The organism is Protofrankia sp. Cas8 (assembly GCF_963555845.1).
Classification (GTDB): domain Bacteria; phylum Actinomycetota; class Actinomycetes; order Frankiales; family Frankiaceae; genus Protofrankia.
This window is the reverse complement of the sequence record NZ_CAUVXI010000001.1, coordinates 69,747-85,398: the sequence shown is the minus strand read 5'-3', so window position 1 is coordinate 85,398 and position 15,652 is coordinate 69,747. Positions and strand designations below refer to the sequence as shown.

General features: G+C 67.6%; 14 protein-coding genes. 5 read left to right on the top strand and 9 right to left on the bottom strand.

Annotated elements, in window-relative coordinates; translation table 11 throughout:
- Nucleotides 1-16: 16 nt before the first annotated feature.
- Entirely contained in the window at nt 17-1,114 is a 1,098-nt protein-coding gene (locus tag U9977_RS00410) for an NADP-dependent oxidoreductase (protein WP_416210434.1), read from the bottom strand.
- Nucleotides 1,115-1,403: 289 nt separating this feature from the next.
- Between U9977_RS00410 and U9977_RS00405 the strand changes: the two genes are divergently transcribed.
- From U9977_RS00405 to U9977_RS00390, 4 genes are read left to right on the top strand one after another with little or no spacing between them, the layout of a single operon-like run.
- Nucleotides 1,404-2,705: a CoA transferase gene (locus tag U9977_RS00405; RefSeq protein ID WP_322747116.1), complete on the top strand. Its 1,302-nt coding sequence runs from the start codon at nt 1,404-1,406 to the stop codon at nt 2,703-2,705.
- 1 nt (nt 2,706) lies between these two features.
- Complete coding sequence (locus tag U9977_RS00400) at nt 2,707-3,927, top strand: CaiB/BaiF CoA transferase family protein (RefSeq protein ID WP_322747115.1); 1,221 nt, start codon at nt 2,707-2,709, stop codon at nt 3,925-3,927.
- Nucleotides 3,927-4,415 (top strand): Zn-ribbon domain-containing OB-fold protein, encoded by a 489-nt coding sequence (locus U9977_RS00395; protein ID WP_322747114.1) that lies wholly within the window; start codon nt 3,927-3,929, stop codon nt 4,413-4,415. The genes U9977_RS00400 and U9977_RS00395 overlap by 1 nt, the downstream gene beginning before the upstream one ends.
- Before the next feature lie 17 nt (nt 4,416-4,432).
- Complete coding sequence (locus U9977_RS00390; RefSeq protein ID WP_322747113.1) at nt 4,433-5,575, top strand: thiolase family protein; 1,143 nt, start codon at nt 4,433-4,435, stop codon at nt 5,573-5,575.
- On the opposite strand, the gene U9977_RS00385 is transcribed toward U9977_RS00390, so the two are convergent.
- From U9977_RS00385 to U9977_RS00350, 8 genes are all read right to left on the bottom strand, one after another.
- Nucleotides 5,572-6,435: a TIGR03619 family F420-dependent LLM class oxidoreductase gene (locus U9977_RS00385; protein ID WP_322747112.1), complete on the bottom strand. Its 864-nt coding sequence runs from the start codon at nt 6,433-6,435 to the stop codon at nt 5,572-5,574. The genes U9977_RS00390 and U9977_RS00385 overlap by 4 nt on opposite strands.
- 45 nt (nt 6,436-6,480) lie before the next feature.
- Nucleotides 6,481-6,966, bottom strand: a complete 486-nt coding sequence (locus tag U9977_RS00380) for a nuclear transport factor 2 family protein (protein ID WP_322747111.1) — start codon at nt 6,964-6,966, stop codon at nt 6,481-6,483.
- Between the two features lie 57 nt (nt 6,967-7,023).
- Entirely contained in the window at nt 7,024-8,397 is a 1,374-nt protein-coding gene (locus U9977_RS00375; RefSeq protein ID WP_322747110.1) for an aldehyde dehydrogenase family protein, read from the bottom strand.
- A 225-nt stretch (nt 8,398-8,622) separates the two neighbouring features.
- Entirely contained in the window at nt 8,623-9,867 is a 1,245-nt protein-coding gene (locus U9977_RS00370) for an ABC transporter permease (protein WP_322747109.1), read from the bottom strand.
- Nucleotides 9,868-9,934: 67 nt separating this feature from the next.
- Nucleotides 9,935-11,488 carry a sugar ABC transporter ATP-binding protein gene (locus U9977_RS00365; RefSeq protein WP_322747108.1) on the bottom strand — a complete coding sequence of 518 codons (1,554 nt, stop codon included), beginning with the start codon at nt 11,486-11,488 and terminating at the stop codon, nt 9,935-9,937.
- Nucleotides 11,489-11,597: 109 nt separating this feature from the next.
- On the bottom strand, nt 11,598-12,728 hold the full coding sequence (locus tag U9977_RS00360; protein ID WP_322747107.1) for a sugar ABC transporter substrate-binding protein: 1,131 nt from the start codon (nt 12,726-12,728) through the stop codon (nt 11,598-11,600).
- Between the two features lie 714 nt (nt 12,729-13,442).
- Nucleotides 13,443-13,724: a hypothetical protein gene (locus tag U9977_RS00355; RefSeq protein ID WP_322747106.1), complete on the bottom strand. Its 282-nt coding sequence runs from the start codon at nt 13,722-13,724 to the stop codon at nt 13,443-13,445.
- A gap of 320 nt (nt 13,725-14,044) precedes the next feature.
- Nucleotides 14,045-14,581: a hypothetical protein gene (locus U9977_RS00350; protein WP_322747105.1), complete on the bottom strand. Its 537-nt coding sequence runs from the start codon at nt 14,579-14,581 to the stop codon at nt 14,045-14,047.
- Between the two features lie 379 nt (nt 14,582-14,960).
- On the opposite strand from U9977_RS00350, the gene U9977_RS00345 reads away from it, so the two are divergent.
- The gene (locus U9977_RS00345; RefSeq protein ID WP_322747104.1) at nt 14,961-15,527 is read left to right on the top strand and encodes an HdeD family acid-resistance protein; all 567 of its coding nucleotides are present in this window, start codon (nt 14,961-14,963) and stop codon (nt 15,525-15,527) included.
- Nucleotides 15,528-15,652: the final 125 nt, after the last annotated feature.

The window sequence follows — 15,652 nt, the reverse complement described above, 5'->3', positions numbered from 1 at the left end:
AGCTTGTCAAGGGTGATCAGTGATCCGATTCGCTACCAGCGGACTGGTCGAGACACACGATCATTTTCCCGACGTTGTCGCCGCGGAGCATGGCCAGGAAGGTCGGCCAAGCGGCCTCAATACCACCGTGGACAACCGTCTCGACACTGCGGACAGCGCCCTCGCGCAGCCAGCGCGACATGTCACCGGTGAATGCGGCGCGCTGGTCGGCATGGTCACCGACGAGGAAACCCGCCATCCGCAGCCGCCGCCAGATCATCAGCAGCAGGTTGCGTGGACCGGGTACGGGCTCGGTCGCGTTGTAGGTGGAGATCGCCCCGCAGAGCGCGATGCGGCCGAACGGGCGCATCACCCGGATCGCGGCTTCCAGCTGTTCTCCCCCGACGTTGTCGAAATACACGTCCAAACCGTCGGTGTCAAGCTGCGCGAGAGCCGCGGAGAGCGACGCCCGCACAGGCTGATCACGGTAGCTGAACGCGGCGTCGAACCCCAGATCCTCGGTGAGAAAGCGGACCTTCTCCTCGGAGCCTGCACTGCCGATGACACGGCAGCCCATGACCTTGGCGATCTGACCGACCGTGGCGCCCACCGCACCGGCCGCCGCCGAGACGAACACGGTTTCTCCGGGTGTGCACGCGGCGACGTGGCGCAGCCCGACATAGGCGGTCATACCCGTGATGCCCAGTGCACCGAGGTACGTGGAGTCGGGAAACCCGGTCGTGTCGACGGGTTCAACATCGACGGGTTCAACATCCGCGGCGGCTACCAGCGCGTACTCCCGCCATCCCGCCCGGTGGACCACGTGCCGGCCGACCGGGATGGCGGACACACCGGACGCAACCACCTCGCCGACCGCGTGTCCCTGCATCGGGGCGCCGAGCGCATAGGGCTCGACATACGAGGCCACCGCACTCATCCGGCCACGCATGTACGGTTCCACCGACATCACGGTGTTGTGCACGAGGAGCTCACCAGCGCCGGGGTCGGGTATGTCGACCTCGACCAGAGCCACATCGTCGTCCGTCGGCCATCCCGCAGGACGGCGCATCAGGTGCCATTCCCGGCTACCGGTCACCGCTGGCTCCTCTCCACCCGGTTCGCCCCGCCGGCGCATCGTCATCGGCTATTGCTCGCGCCATGACCGCGGTGGACTGCGGTGGACTGCGCCATGCCGGATTCGCACAATATTCGTCGTGATGAAAAGCCACAAGGGTCATGTCGCCCCTTCCCGCCGCCGGCTGGGCGGGTGACCGCGTCACCACCATCTCCACCGTCGACGACAGGCTAAAGCAGACCAGAGCAGACCAGAGCAGGCCAGGCCAGAGCGGTCGCAACCGGGGCTTGCGGCTTTTCATCATGAGAAATAAAGTCGGCTACACACCCGCGTACAGGGAGGTCACACGGTGGACGCTCGGCATCCGTCGCTGGTGCAACGGCAGCCCCGGGCCCGACGCGGGCCGCTGTCGGGCATCCGCGTGGCCGACTTCTGCTGGATGGGCGTCGGTTCCGTCGCCACCCGCATGCTCGCGGACTTCGGCGCCGAGGTCATCAAGATCGAAAGCCGGACCCGGCTGGACATGCCCCGCCGATTACCGCTCTACAAGAACGACTCCCGCTCGTTCGGCGCGGAGGATCCCGATCCCGACCCGGACAAGGGCGGACTGTTCAACAACTACAGCCGCAACAAACTCGGCGTGACAATCAACATGCGGTCCGTCGAGGGCCGGGAACTGGCCGAACGACTCATCGCACAAAGCAGTGTGGTGACGGAGAACTTCGCTCCCGGCGTCATGGCAGGCTGGAATCTGACCTACGAACGGCTACGCGCGCTGTGCCCCGAGGTCATCTACGCCCACATGAGCGGTTTCGGCCAGAGCGGCCCGCACCACACGTACCGCAGCTACGGGCCGGTGGTGCAGGCGGTCAGCGGACTGTCCTTCATCAGCGGCCTACCCGACCGGGAGCCCTCGGGTTGGGGTCTGTCCTACATGGACAACCAGGCTGCCTACTACAACAGCGCGGCCCTGCTCATGGCGATCATGCATCGCAACGCGACCGGGAAGGGCACGGAAATCGACACCTCCGCCGTGGAGGTCGGCGTCAGCCTGCTCGGTCCCGATCTGCTGGACGTCACCGTGAACGCACGACCGACCCGCCGGCCGGGCTTCCCCCCGGGTAACCGGCTGGAACACCCGCAGGCTGCCCCGCACGGGGTGTACCCCTGCGCCGGCGAGGACCGGTGGGTGGCCGTCGCAGTCTTCGACGACACCGACTGGCACCGTCTGACCGAAGCCATCGGCAACCCCGCATGGACGACGGACCCGCGTTTCGCCAGCGGATCGAGCCGGTTCGCCCACGCTGACGCGCTCGACGCCCACCTCGCGGAGTGGACCAGACAGCGGTCACCGCATGAGGTCATGACACTGCTGCAGGACAACGGCGTCTGTGCAGGTGCCGTCCAGGACGCGCGCGACCTCAACGAGGTCGACCCGCAGCTTGCCCATCGCGGCACGTTCTTCGAGTTGGACCACCCGGTGATCGGCCCGGCGCGCTTCGAGGGGACACCGGTGGCGTTCTCCCGTATCGAACAGGACAACTGGCGGTCAGCCCCGCTGCTCGGCGAGGACAACTCCTACGTGTTCAGCGACATCCTCGGCCTGTCCACGAACGAAGTGGCCGACCTCGCCGCGGCGGGTGTGATCTGAGATGACCACGTCCCAGACCGGGACACCCGGTTCCCCGCCGCTTCCGTATTCGGGGCTGACGGTCGTCGAGTGGGCGGGTGACCCCGCTGGTGAAGGGACCGGACGACTCCTCGTGGAGCTCGGTGCCGACGTGATCAAGATCGAACCACCGCAGGGATCACCGACGCGGCGGATCGGTCCCTTCGCGCACGACGTCGTCAGCGCCGACACGAGCCTGACGTTCTGGTACTACAATTTCGGCAAGCGCAGCGTGGTCTCCGACGGATCGGAATCGGACCAGGCGTTGTTGCACCGCCTGCTCGTCGGCGCGGACGTCCTGCTCATCACCTTGCGCCCGCGCGAGATCGCCGCGGCCGGCCTGGACTACTCCGAGCTGCTGGCCACGCATCCGCAACTGATCATCTTGTCGGTCACCGCGTTCGGGCTGGACGGCCCGTGGGCGGACTACCGCACCTGCGATCTGGTCGGACTCGCCGCGGGCGGCCCGCTGGCCAGCTGCGGCTATGACGACCACTCGATCCCGCCCATCCGCCCCGGCGGCAATCAAGGTTACCACACGGCGACGAGTTTCGCCCACTGCGGCCTGCTGCTGGCATTACTCGATCGCCAGCGGACAGGTGCGGGGCAGCTGGTGGACGTGTCCATGCACGAGTCGCTCGCTGTCAGCGGGGAACTGGCGAATCCATACTGGTTCTACCCGAAGGTCCTCGTGCACAGGCAGACCTGTCGCCACGCCCAGCCCGTGCCGACACAGCCGGCGCTGTTCCGCTGCGCCGATGGCCGATGGGTCTACTTCGCGCTCATCCTCGCCGACCGCAAGCCATGGGATGCGCTGGTCGCATGGATGGAAAGCCTCGGCGTCGCCGCGGACCTGACCGACACAGCCTACGATGATCTGGCGCACCGCCAGCAGAACTTCGCACACATTCAGGAACTCATCGAATGCCTGTTCCTCCTGCAGGACGCCACGACGGCCTACCACGAGGGGCAACGGCGCGGGCTGCCGATCGGGCCGGTCAACGCCCCCGAGGATGTCCTGGACGACGAGCACCTGCAGGCGAGGAACTTCTTCACCACGGTCGCCTTCGACAGCGATCTCAGCGCGTTGGTCCCGACGAGCCCCTACCGGTTCTCGTCCTTCCAGACCGTTGCTCCCACGCGGGCGCCACGGTTGGGTGAACACACTGGACACGTACCCGCCGCCGAGGAGGCAGACCGATGATGAGCAGACCTGTAGTACGGACACGGCCGGTGGACGACGGACTGTTCGTCGAGGGCGACGACGGGCCCAGCCTCGTCGCGAGCAGCTGCCGGTCGTGCGGGACGACGACCTTCCCGCGCCAGCAGTCGTGCCCGAAATGCACCCGAATGGACATGACGGACCGCCTTCTCCCCCGCAGCGGCACACTGTGGTCCTTCACCGTGCAGAGTTTCCGTCCCAAACCGCCCTACGCCGGTCCGGAGCCGTTCACGCCCTTCGGCGTGGGATACGTGGAGCTTCCCGGCGCGGTCATCGTCGAGGCCGTCCTGACCGAAAACGACCCGCAGCGGCTGCACATCGGGGAGCCGATGGAGCTGGTCCTCGTGCCCTTGTGTCACGACGACGACGGCACCCAGGTCCTCACCTACGCGTTCTCCCCCGTCCGATCCGGTGACCCGGAACGGGGATCAGACGGAAACCAGACCCCGAACCTGGGTAACCACAAGTAACCACAAAGGAGTGCGCCGTGGATGTCGCCATCGTGGGCATCGGAATTCATCCGTTCGGGCGACACGAGGGGGTTAGCGGACGGGCGCAGGGAGCCTACGCGGCCCGGGCTGCGCTGACTGACGCGGGCCTGGAATGGCCCGACATCCAGTTCGCCTTCGGCGGCAGCCTCGCGGCAGGGGCCGCCGACTCGCTCGTCTCGGACCTGGGGCTGACCGGCATCCCGTTCATCAACGTGGCCAACGGATGCGCGACGGGCGGCAGCGCACTGATCAACGCAGACAGTACCATCAGGTCGGGCGCGTACGAACTCGGGATGGTGATCGGCTTCGACAAGCATCCGCGGGGTGCCTTCGACACCGACCCCGCGGCGGTCGGCCTGGGGCAGTGGTACGGCGAAACCGGACTCATGCTGACGACCCAGTTCTTCGGGATGAAGGCGCAGCGCTACCTGCACACGTACGGCCTCAGTCCGTCGATACTGGCGAAGGTGGCGGTCAAGGCCTTCTACAACGGTTCGCTGAACCCCAACGCGTGGCGCCGTATCCCGCACACGGAAGAAGCGATCATGTCGTCGACGATGGTGAGCCATCCGCTGACGCAGTACATGTTCTGCTCGCCGGGGGAAGGCGCAGTCGCGCTCGTGCTGTGCCGGGCGGACCGCGCGCGCAGGTACACCGACACGCCAGTGTACCTGCGGTCCGCGGTACTACGTTCACGCCGGTTCGGCTCGTTCGAGGTGTTCAGCCCGTGGCTGGCGCTGGAACGCGCTGACAGCCCGAGTGTGGACGCGGCCCGGGCGGCGTTCGAGCTGGCCGGGGTCGCCCCCGGCGATGTCGACGTCGCGCAGATCCAGGACACCGAGTCCGGGGCGGAGATCTGTCACATGGCCGAGTGCGGCCTGTGCAAAGACGGTGAGCAGGAGGAACTGCTGGCAACGGGTGCCACCGGGATCGGCGGCAGCCTTCCGATCAACACTGACGGTGGCTGCCTCGCCAACGGCGAGCCGATCGGCGCGTCGGGTCTGCGTCAGGTGTACGAGAACGTCCTGCAGCTGCGCGGGGCCGCCGCGGCGCGACAGGTGCCCGCGAACCCGACGGTGGCGTTCAGCCACGTCTACGGCGCGCCGGGGGTCAGCGCCTGCACCGTGCTGACCCGCTAGATCATGAATCTGTCGGCAGCGCGGGCGAGACACGCTCGCTTCTGCGCCAGGTCGGCCCCGCGCCATATCTGGTCCGCCCACACGACCAGGTTGATGATCCCCTCGGCCTCGTAGCGGGGCACCAGTTCCAGATCCTGGCCTTCCAACCGGAAGTAGCAGGCAATCATCGCGCGCCCGTACTGTTCGCACAGTGCCGCGAGCCGGTCGCGAAGCCGTACCGCGTCGGAGAAGGAAGGCGTGCCGGAACTGAACCAGGCGTCCCCCAGTCGGGCTGCGCGATGCAGCGCCCGGTCCGTGTTCCCCCCGAGGACGAGCGGCACCGCAACGGGCCGGGGGGTGACCTGGATCCTGCCGGTCGTGAAGTGGTTACCCTGATGCTCGAAGGGTCCTCCGCTCCAGGCCGACCGCAGGACCTCCAGGCACTCCTCGAGGCGGGATCCACGTTCGTCGAACGGCACGCCGAGGGCGGCGAACTCCTCGCGCAGCCAACCGGCTCCGACCCCGAGCATGAACCTGCCGGCAGCGATCTCCTGCGTCGTGCAGGCGGCACGAGCTGTCAGAAGCGGATGACGTAACGGCAGGATGTAGATGCCCGTCGCGAGCTTCACCCTCGTCGTGAGCGCTGCGGCGGCACTCAACGCCGACCACGGGTCCAGCAGCTTCGTGGCCGGGTCGATGATCGGCCGGGTGTGATGCTGGTGCGCCGTTTCGCCCTGGGTGGGGTGCTCGCTGGAGTAGTCGTACGGCAGGACGAGATGCTCACCGAGCCAGAGGGCATCGAAGCCGAGGTCGTCGGCCGCCACAGCGAGGTCCAGTAGGTCACGCGCACCCATGTCGTATACCGACAGGCCGATCCGCATCATCGTCCCTTCCGGCCTCAGCTGAATCTCACCGGTCCGGCCGCGTCAACGGGGATACACCTGGGGGCCGCTGCCGCCGACGGCAGCGAGGTAACCGGTGGAGTCCACCCGACGCTCGCCCCAGAGAATCTCGAAGAGAAGCCTGCTGATTTTCCAACCGTCCGCTGTGCGTCGCAGCTGGTTATGGTACCGGCCGACGAGCACGTGCACCGTTTCCGGCGATGCGCGGAACACCTGGTGCGAGGTGTGGTAGATGAGCGCCGTGGCGTGATCCGCTACAAGGTCCACATGGTAAACACTGAGCAGATGATGCTGCCAGACGCATTCCCGGGTGCCTTCGTCGATCCAATTGGCGACCGCGTCACCGCCGACGATGGGATCAGCGTTGCCGTACTGCGCCCACAGGTCGTCGGCGAGGGTCGCACGGATCCCGTCGACATCCCGTTTGTCGATACACGACGCATACCTGTAAAGCACCTCGGTAACGTCGGCGCGGTCCAAACCGGCCTCAATCTCGGCCGCTGTACGCATGCTCGCTCCCTTCGCAGCCGTCCCGGCGGGTGCCACGTCTGCTGCGGCGCTGCCGTGTCAAGCCCCGACCTTCATCCACACGCTCTTGAGCTGGGTGAACTCGTCGAGAGAGGCCGCGCCCAGGGTGCGGCCATGCCCGGAGTACTTCACACCGCCGTAGGGCACCGTCGGGTAGACCATCTGGAAGGTGTTCACCCACACCGTTCCTGTCCGTAGCGCTCTGCTCATGCGGTGTGCCAGGCCCAGGTCGTTGGTCCACACGCCGGCCGCCAGGCCGTACTCGGTGTCGTTGGCGATGGCGATGGCCTCCTCCTCCGAGCCGAACTCCAGCACGGACATCACGGGCCCGAAGATCTCCTCGCGGGCGATCCGCATGTCGTTGCGCACGGATGTGAACACCGTCGGCTGGTGGAAGTAGCCGACATCGCCGTGACGCTCACCGCCGAGCACCAGCTCCGCGCCCTCGTCACGGCCGTAGCCGACGTAGCGCTGCACCCGCTCCAGCTGTTCCGCGGACACCAGCGGTCCCATCTGGCTACTGGGGTCGAAACCCGAGCCGAGCCGGATGTCACGCGACCCTTCAATGATCATGCTTACCAGTTTGTCGTGCACGGAACGGTGCACCAACAGACGGCTACCCGCGGTGCACACCTGTCCGGATGCGCCCCACACCGCGGCCATGGCCGCTGCGGCGGCGGCCTCCAGGTTGGCGTCGGGGAAGACGATGAACGGGCTCTTGCCGCCGAGTTCGAGGCTCACCCGCTTCACCCGTGCGGCGGCGGCCGCCTGGATCGCGCAACCGGTCGCCACGGACCCGGTGAACGACAGGGCGTCGATGTCGGCAGAGGCGACGAGTGCGGCGCCCACGACCTCACCGACACCTTGAACGACGTTGAAGACCCCCGGCGGAATCCCCGCCTCGAGCGCCAGCTCCGCCATGAGAACCGCCGACATGGGGGTCTGCTCGGCCGGCTTCAGCACGACGCTGTTGCCCGCGCTGAGGGCGGCGGCCACCGAGGCGAACACGGCCGTCGGCCCGTTCCACGGAGTGATCAGGCCGACGACGCCGATCGGCTCCCGGTGCTGATACACGGCCAGGTCCGACGGTACCGACGGAATCGTTCCGGAAAGCTTGGAGGGCCAGCCCGCGTAGTAGTCAATACCGTCGACCGCGAACTGGACGATGAAGCCCTCATAGAAGCGCAGCAAGCCCGCGTCGATCACATCGATCTCGGCGAAGACGTCCGCCCGCTCCGTCAGGAGGCTGGAGAGCCTGCGCATCCGGCGTTCTTTTTCCAAGGGCGGGAGGAACCGCCACCGGCCGTCATCGAAGGCTGCGCGTGCAGATTGTGCGGCCCGTTCGGCGTCGGCCACCGAGCCGGCAGCGGCGGTGGCGACCTGCCGTTCCGTCGCGGGATCGACGACCGCCATCGTCGCTCCGTCGGCAGCCGGGACGACCTCACCGTCGATAACGTGACCGAACAGGGGGCGTGTCAGCTGCCGTGCGGTTTCCGCCGAAATCGGATATGTCGAGGAATTGTCCGACGTACTGATCACCGAAGGTACTCCGATCCGGTAGGGGAGATATCTGCAGAAAAAGGTTCCGATGCACTGAAAGCGACTGCGCTGAGAGCAACCGGCAACAGGGACACGGCGTCACGGAGCCGGGGCACGTGGCTCGCCGGTCGCGACGGGCTCAGGCTGCGCGCCGGACCCGGACCCGGACGTGGACTCGGACTCGGCAGCCGCCGCCTGCGTTCGCCGGCTGCGCCGGGTCTGGGCGACCTGTCGACTCGCCAGCGCGACGGCGATCAGCAGGGCCACCCCCTGGAACAGCGGCTGGATCCAGAAGGTGCCGGGCCCGAAGGCCAGTTGTAGGCCCTTGACACCGAACGCGAGCGCGAAATATGCGACCAGCGTGCCCCACACGTTGGGCCGCCGGGAGAACTGCGACGCCCCGAAGAACACCGCTGCCAGCGCGGGGAACAGCAGACCTGAACCGGAGTCCGCGGTATAGACGCCGACCCGCATCGCGTAGATGACGCCGGCGATCCCGGCCACCCCGCCGGAGGCGATGAGCGAGCCGTAGACGAGCCGCTCCGCCGGCAGGCCGGCCAGCCGGGCGGCCTCCGGGTTGCTGCCGACCGCGAACAGGTAGCGCCCGACCGGCGTGTGCTCCAGAACGAACCACAGGATGACCGCCAGCGCCAGCAGGTAGAGCACGACCACCGGAACGCCCAGCAGGTTCGTGCTGCCGAGCGTCGCGAACCGGTCGGAGAACGCGCCGGTGATCTGGCGGTTGTCAGAGACCTTCAGGCCCACGGCGGTGAGCACCTGGCTCACGCCGAGGGTGGCTATCAGCGAGTTGACCCGGAGCCGCACCACCAGGAAGCCGCTGACCAGTCCGACCAGACAGCACACCAGCACTGCGCCGAGGCAGACCAGGCCGACCGGGATGTCGGTGTTGGCCGCGAACCAGTTGATCAGTACCAGCGACAGACCCATCATCGCGCCGATCGACAGGTCGAAGATGCCGGCCGCGAGCGGGACCAGGAAGGCCAGCGCCAGGACCGCGGTCACCACGCCTTCGCCAAAGGTGAGACGGAACGTGCTGACCGTCAGGAACAAATGTGGCTTGAGCGCTCCGAAGATGACGATGAACAGCGCGAAAAGGAGTAGAGCACTGTACTTGCCGACCGTGAGGCTGACCGGCGCCCGGACAGGCCCCGGCGGGTACGGACCGCCCGCGACACCACGACCTGCCCCGCCCTTCGCGATCACGGCTTCCACAGCGGGTGGCTGGGCGGCGACGGGCCCGGCCGGCTGGGCGCCGGCCCGGTCCGCGGTGCTGTCGGCCGCGGTGCCGTCGGCCGTGGGTCGACGACCGATTTCTAACGACATTGCTCCACCTCGGGAGATACAGGAGGAAGGCGGCCTTGATCACAGGACCGCCGGTCGAAAAAGGGGCTCATGGCGCTCCCAGCGATACCTGTGCGTGATCAACGGCTTCCGGCGAAAGGTCGGCGCCCCGGTGCAGTGTGCGCACGACACGTCCGTGACTCAGAATGTGTACGCGGTCGGCCAGGCGGGCCAGCTCCTCGCTGTCGGTCGACACCAGCAGGACCGCCGTTCCCGCGTCCGCGCTACGCTCGATGATGCTGTGGACCTGATCACGAGCCTTCACGTCGATGCCGGCGGTCGGGTCGTCGAGCACGAGCACCTTCGGGGACAGGCGCAACGCGCGGGCGACGAGCACCTTCTGCTGGTTACCTCCGGACAGGCTCGTGATGGGCGCGTCCACGCCGCGGGTCACGATCCCGAGCTCGTCGACCCAGGTACGAACCTCCCGGCGCTCGGACCCGGCGTCGATGTAGCCGCGCCGGACATGGCGACGCAGTGACCCCATGGTCAGGTTCTGGCGTACCGTCAGGGTGGCGAAGGTGCCATACCGCGCCCGCTCTCCCGGTACGAAGGCCAGCCGGGCAGCCATGGCCGCGGCGGGATTCGCCGACGGAACGGCGACACCGTCCACGGACACCCGGCCCGTCCGGGGCATCCGTCCGCTGAGCATTGCACCCAGCACCTCGCGACCCGAACCGGTCAGGCCGGCGATTCCGACGATCTCCCCACGGCACACGGTGGTGGACACTCCGGCGACGGTTCCCCCGGCGATCTCCTCAAGTCCGAGGACGACGGGCCCGGCCGCCTCGACCGCCTCGTCACGCCCGGTCGAGATGACCAGGTCGTGACCAACCATCAGCCGGCCGAGGGTGTCGCGGTCCATGCCGGCGGCATCTGCCGATGCGACCTTCCGGCCGTCGCGCAGGACCGTGACGTGGTCCGCGATGTCGAGGACCTCGTCCAGATGGTGCGAGACGATGAGCACGCTGTGTCCGGCGTCCCGCAGCCGCCGGATCGTCGCCAACAGCCGGTCCACGTCGGCCGCCGGCAGGGCGGCGGTCGGTTCGTCGAGCACCAACACCGCCCTACCCTGGTCCGGTTCGGGAAGCGCCCGCGCGATCGCGAGACCTGTGCGGTCGGCCAGCCCCAGTTCGCCCGCCGGGGCGCGGACATCGATGTCGAGCCCGACCCGCGCCACCCGTTCCTGCGCCTGCCGGCGGGCTTCCCGCCAGCGGATCCGGCCGAGGAAGCCCCGCGGGTAGGACAGTCCCAGCATGAGGTTCTCCACCGAGCTGAGGTCGAGGAGCAGCCCCAGGTCCTGGTGGACGAAACGGATTCCGGCCTCGTGCGCCGCCGCTGATCCGAATTGCAACGGCATACCGTGCACCCAGACGCCGCCGCCCGGGTCCGGCCGATGGTAGCCCGCCACAATCTTGATCAGGGTGGACTTGCCGGAGCCGTTCTGCCCGACGAGGGCGTGCACCTTTCCCTCAGCGATGGCAAGATCGACACGGTCGAGGACCACCTGCCCGGAAAACGTCTTGGACAGGTTGCGGATGTCCAGGGCCGGCACGTTCGCCCGGTCCTCCTGCGACGCTGTCTCGACTTCGCCGTCACTCACCATTACTCAACTGACCTGACACCCCGCGCCTGCTGGGGCCGAAGAGTGCGTGAAAGAACGATGATCGCGCACTCTTCGGCGAACCGTCTGATTTCAGCTTGCCGTGACCTCAGAGACCCCACAGCTTCTTGAACGTGTCCTTGAAGCCCGCCGGCCCGGGCCAGCCGTTCTTCTCGTCCACGATGGCCTTCGCCTGGTCGGGTGTGCTCACGAGATAGAACGGCGAGATCGCGGCCTTGCGCTCGTCCGGCAGCGACCACTGGTCGACTGCGACACGAGCCATCTGGTCCACCATCGTCCACATCGCGAGCTCCTGCGGGAGTGCGCTCCATGCCGTCGAGGTGCCGTTGATGACTTCGTTGAACTGCGGCTGCGCCCCCTGGGTACCGACCAGCTTCACCTTCCCCAACAGGCCGGCTGTCTTCAGGACGGCCGGCACACCTTTCTCAAGGCCGCTGTAGGTGAAGAAGACGTAGTTGACGCTGGGATTTGCCTGCAGGTAGGAGGAGATGCTCTGCGGCACGGCGCCACCGGCGAGGTCGTTGACCGTCGTCTCAAGATTGTGGATCTTGCAGCTGGGGCAGTTCTTGCCGAGCTCGGCCGTCACCCCGTCGGCCTGTGCCGTCAGAACCGGGTAGGAGGGGATCGTCACCTGCAGGATGTCGGCCTTGCCGTTCGAATCCACAGCCATGAAGTCGGCCATCGCGCCGCCGAAGGCACTGGCGGCGGTGGCGTCGTTGCAGTCCGAGAAAAGGTTGTTGCCCGGTCCCGCGGGCACGTCCGTGGTGTAGCACATGAACAGCGGGATGCCCTTGGCCTTCGCCTGGTTCATCTGCTGCTTGAACAGGTCGACGGGAAAGCCGGTGGTGGCGATGTAGTCCACGCCGGCGTCGATGGCCTGTTGAATGGCCGAACCCGGATCGGTTGCGGTGGCGCTCAGCGTGGTCAGGCTCCAACCCAGGGCGCTGGTGGCGTCCTTGACGAAGCCAGCCAGGATGGCGCAGCTCGGGTCCGCGCACTGGACGAAGGCGACCTTCTTCTTCGGCGGCGCAGACTTCAGCGGCGTGGACTGAACGATGCTCGTCGGCGGCGTCAGGTACTTGGCGAGGTTCGCCTTGGCTGCTGCTAACGACGCGTCGGACGCCGGACTCGGGTTTACCGCCGCCGGCGTCGCCGAGTCCGAATCACTGCCGCACGCCGCGAGGAACAGCGCGAGGACCACGCCGACGACGAGGGGCATTACTCTTCGAGAACTGCGATGCATGTGATTACCCCGTCGGTCCTTGAAGGAAAAGGCAGGCATCCTGACACAGCGCCGGCACCGGCCGGCCACCGTCTCGGAATGCCGTCGCCGAGTGATAGAGGATCAGTTGGGAAACAGCTGGACGTGGGGAAGGACTGTCGGCGGTGTCGCACCTGGACGCCGAGTCAGAGCCGGATCAAGTGCCAGGAAAATTATTCCTCGCGATGTTCGCTGTCAAGGACATGCTCGGCGGCCCCCTTCTGGAGATCCACCGGGAACCAGACACGCCCGGCCGTCATCCAGTTGGCCGAAGTGCACGCGATCATGGTCCTTTTCGCGCGCTCGGAGGCCCCAAGAGTCGCCAGCCGCCGTGGCCACGGACGAGGTATGCCCTCCCCTTCGCCAACCGTCGGTACCGCCGGTACCGGCGGACCGGACACGCGAGCCAAGGAGATACCGGAGGGCGTCCACGCTGCCCGTATCAACCGTGGTCCACGTCACACGGAGACCATAAACGTCATGACGATTAACCGCAAGGGAGGGATGCGGGACGGTCACGCGCATCGGCCGGCACGGACGCCGGTCCTACGGGAGGGTCCCCTCGCCGGTGACTCCTCATGAGGAATACGGTTCCACGAGTTCGCCCGCGGCGTCACCGACGCCCACGGCGCCGATGCATGATCGTCGCCGTGGGCGTCGTGCAGGGCGAGCTCAGTCCACCGGATGTGTGCGGGAGTCGCTACCCACCACCAGGATCCTGCCGGGGGCACGTTCGCCGTTGGTCAACCAGTAGCCGCCGTCGCGGTGTAAGCCGACCTGCGCGGGCGGAGCGCACCTGCCATCGACCCGATGGGTGTCGAATCCGGTACTCACCCCGACGAAGGTTTCATGGCAGCTCGGGCAGTGGGCGGCGTTCAACGCCGTCCAACGGACACCGCATCGCCCACAGCTCAGCAGAATCGGTCGGTCGTATTCGACGTCCCGGCCAGCCACTGGCTCGCCCCCTCACCCATCCGACCTCGCACCCGCCACCGACCATGATGCGGTGGCTGGTGGTCGGTGGTGCGGGCAGGGGCGACCAGCCATGCGACGCCTCGCATGGTAATGCGAAGCCAACCGGTCGGCCCGTATGCGCGGGTAGCTGTCCGATCCCGTGGACCTGCCCACCGACACAACCGGATGACACAGCCCAACGACACAGCCGGACCGGCGTGAGGTCACGCCGGTCCGGCTGTGTCGTTGCGTACGGCGACCAGCACTGCGACGCCGTCAGGGTCCGGTAGCGGGTACCGGTCCGATCCCGCCGGTCGATGTCACCGCGGGAACCCACCACCGGTCCCGGAACCGCCGGAACCGCCGCCCGTTGCGGCTCCGGATCCGGACCCGGAGCCGGCAGCGCCGGAGAGGGCGTCCGCGGCGCTGGAGAGCGCACCGCGGGTGAGATTCAAGGCAGCATGGGCAACATCATTGGCTGTGTTCTCGCCCATGCTGCCGGGGTCGGCGCCATCGTTGCCGCCGGTGCCCGAGCCCGCGTTGGCTCCCGAGCCCGCGTTGGCTCCCGGGGCGGCGTTGGCTCCCGGGGCGGAGCCGAAACCTGAGCCAGGGGTGGTGCTGGCGTTGGTAGTGGTTCCACCAACGCCGGGGACGGCATTCGCGGCGCTGGACAGCGCACCGCGGGTGATGTCGAGCGCCATACGGGACACGTCACCGGCCGCACCGGCCGCCGTGGAGCCCGGGTCGCCGCCGGCGGTGAGGGAGGGGAAGGCGCTGGCCGGAGCGGCACCCAGGAGCGCGGCGAGCATCCCGGTGACGGTGACGACACCGGCACGCCGCAGGGTTCTGGCGGTCATGCTTGCCCCCAGCAGATATCCGAAGTGGACGTTTCCCTGGAACCGTAGGCCGTCGCGCGGGGTCGAGGCGTCACATACCGCGCACTGTGGTAATGGTTTCATCACAACGGACAACCCGGCGCGTAATCCATCAGATGATTCCGTGGTCAGCGCGGTTTCCCGGGCAGCGCCGTTACCCGGGCAATTCTGTTTTCCGGGCAGCGCCGTTACCCGGGCAGCGCGGTTTCCCGGGCAGCGCGGTTTCCCGGGCAGCGCCGTCGACGCTGCCATCAGGTCAGGCAATGCCCGCGGGGACTGGCGCGGTCGAAATGGGGGAACACCCTCGGTGCGCCACCGCGCATCACCGTCGCGTGGCCGCACCGGATGCAGGGAGGTCATGATGTCCAGAACAGCGACAGAGCATCGAGAGTACGGCGACGCCGCCGGTGCAGTGTGGGCCGTCCTCCTTGTGCTGGGCATCGCCGTGACAGCACTCGGCGTCGTGCTCGTCGCAAACCCGTCCGACTCGGCGAGCACGCTGGCGATCCTGGTCGGGTTGGCTATGGTGCTGTCCGGGATCACCGAGGTGCTCGCGGCGGGACGGGCGCCGGAACCTGCCATGGCGGCCGTGTTCGGCGTCCTGCTGGTCGTGGGCGGAATCGTGGCACTTGCCTGGCCTGCTGTGACGCTCTGGGCGCTGGCTGTGATAGTTGGGGTGTCCCTCGTAGTAGCCGGATTCATCCGGCTGATCATGGCCTCGGCCGCTCCGGCGAACGATCCTGGACGTGGGCGAGCCGCCCTGGTCGGCATTCTGTGCGTGATCGCCGGTATCGTGGCCATGTCCTGGCCGTCTGCGACCGTCTACGTCCTGGCCGTGGTCTTCGGAATCTGGGTGATCGTTCACGGGGTCACACAGATCATCCTTGCGCTGAGCCTTCGCCGGGCGCTGGCGGCCACCGCCCCCTGATGGCGGATCTCCCGCGCTGAGAACCGCCTCCACCGGCGGTCCGCACTTAGAGCGCCCGGCAATAGGGGCGTGGATCAAGGAGCGGGGCCGGGTGGGCGGACAGGCCACTCGGCCTTGTTCGCCAT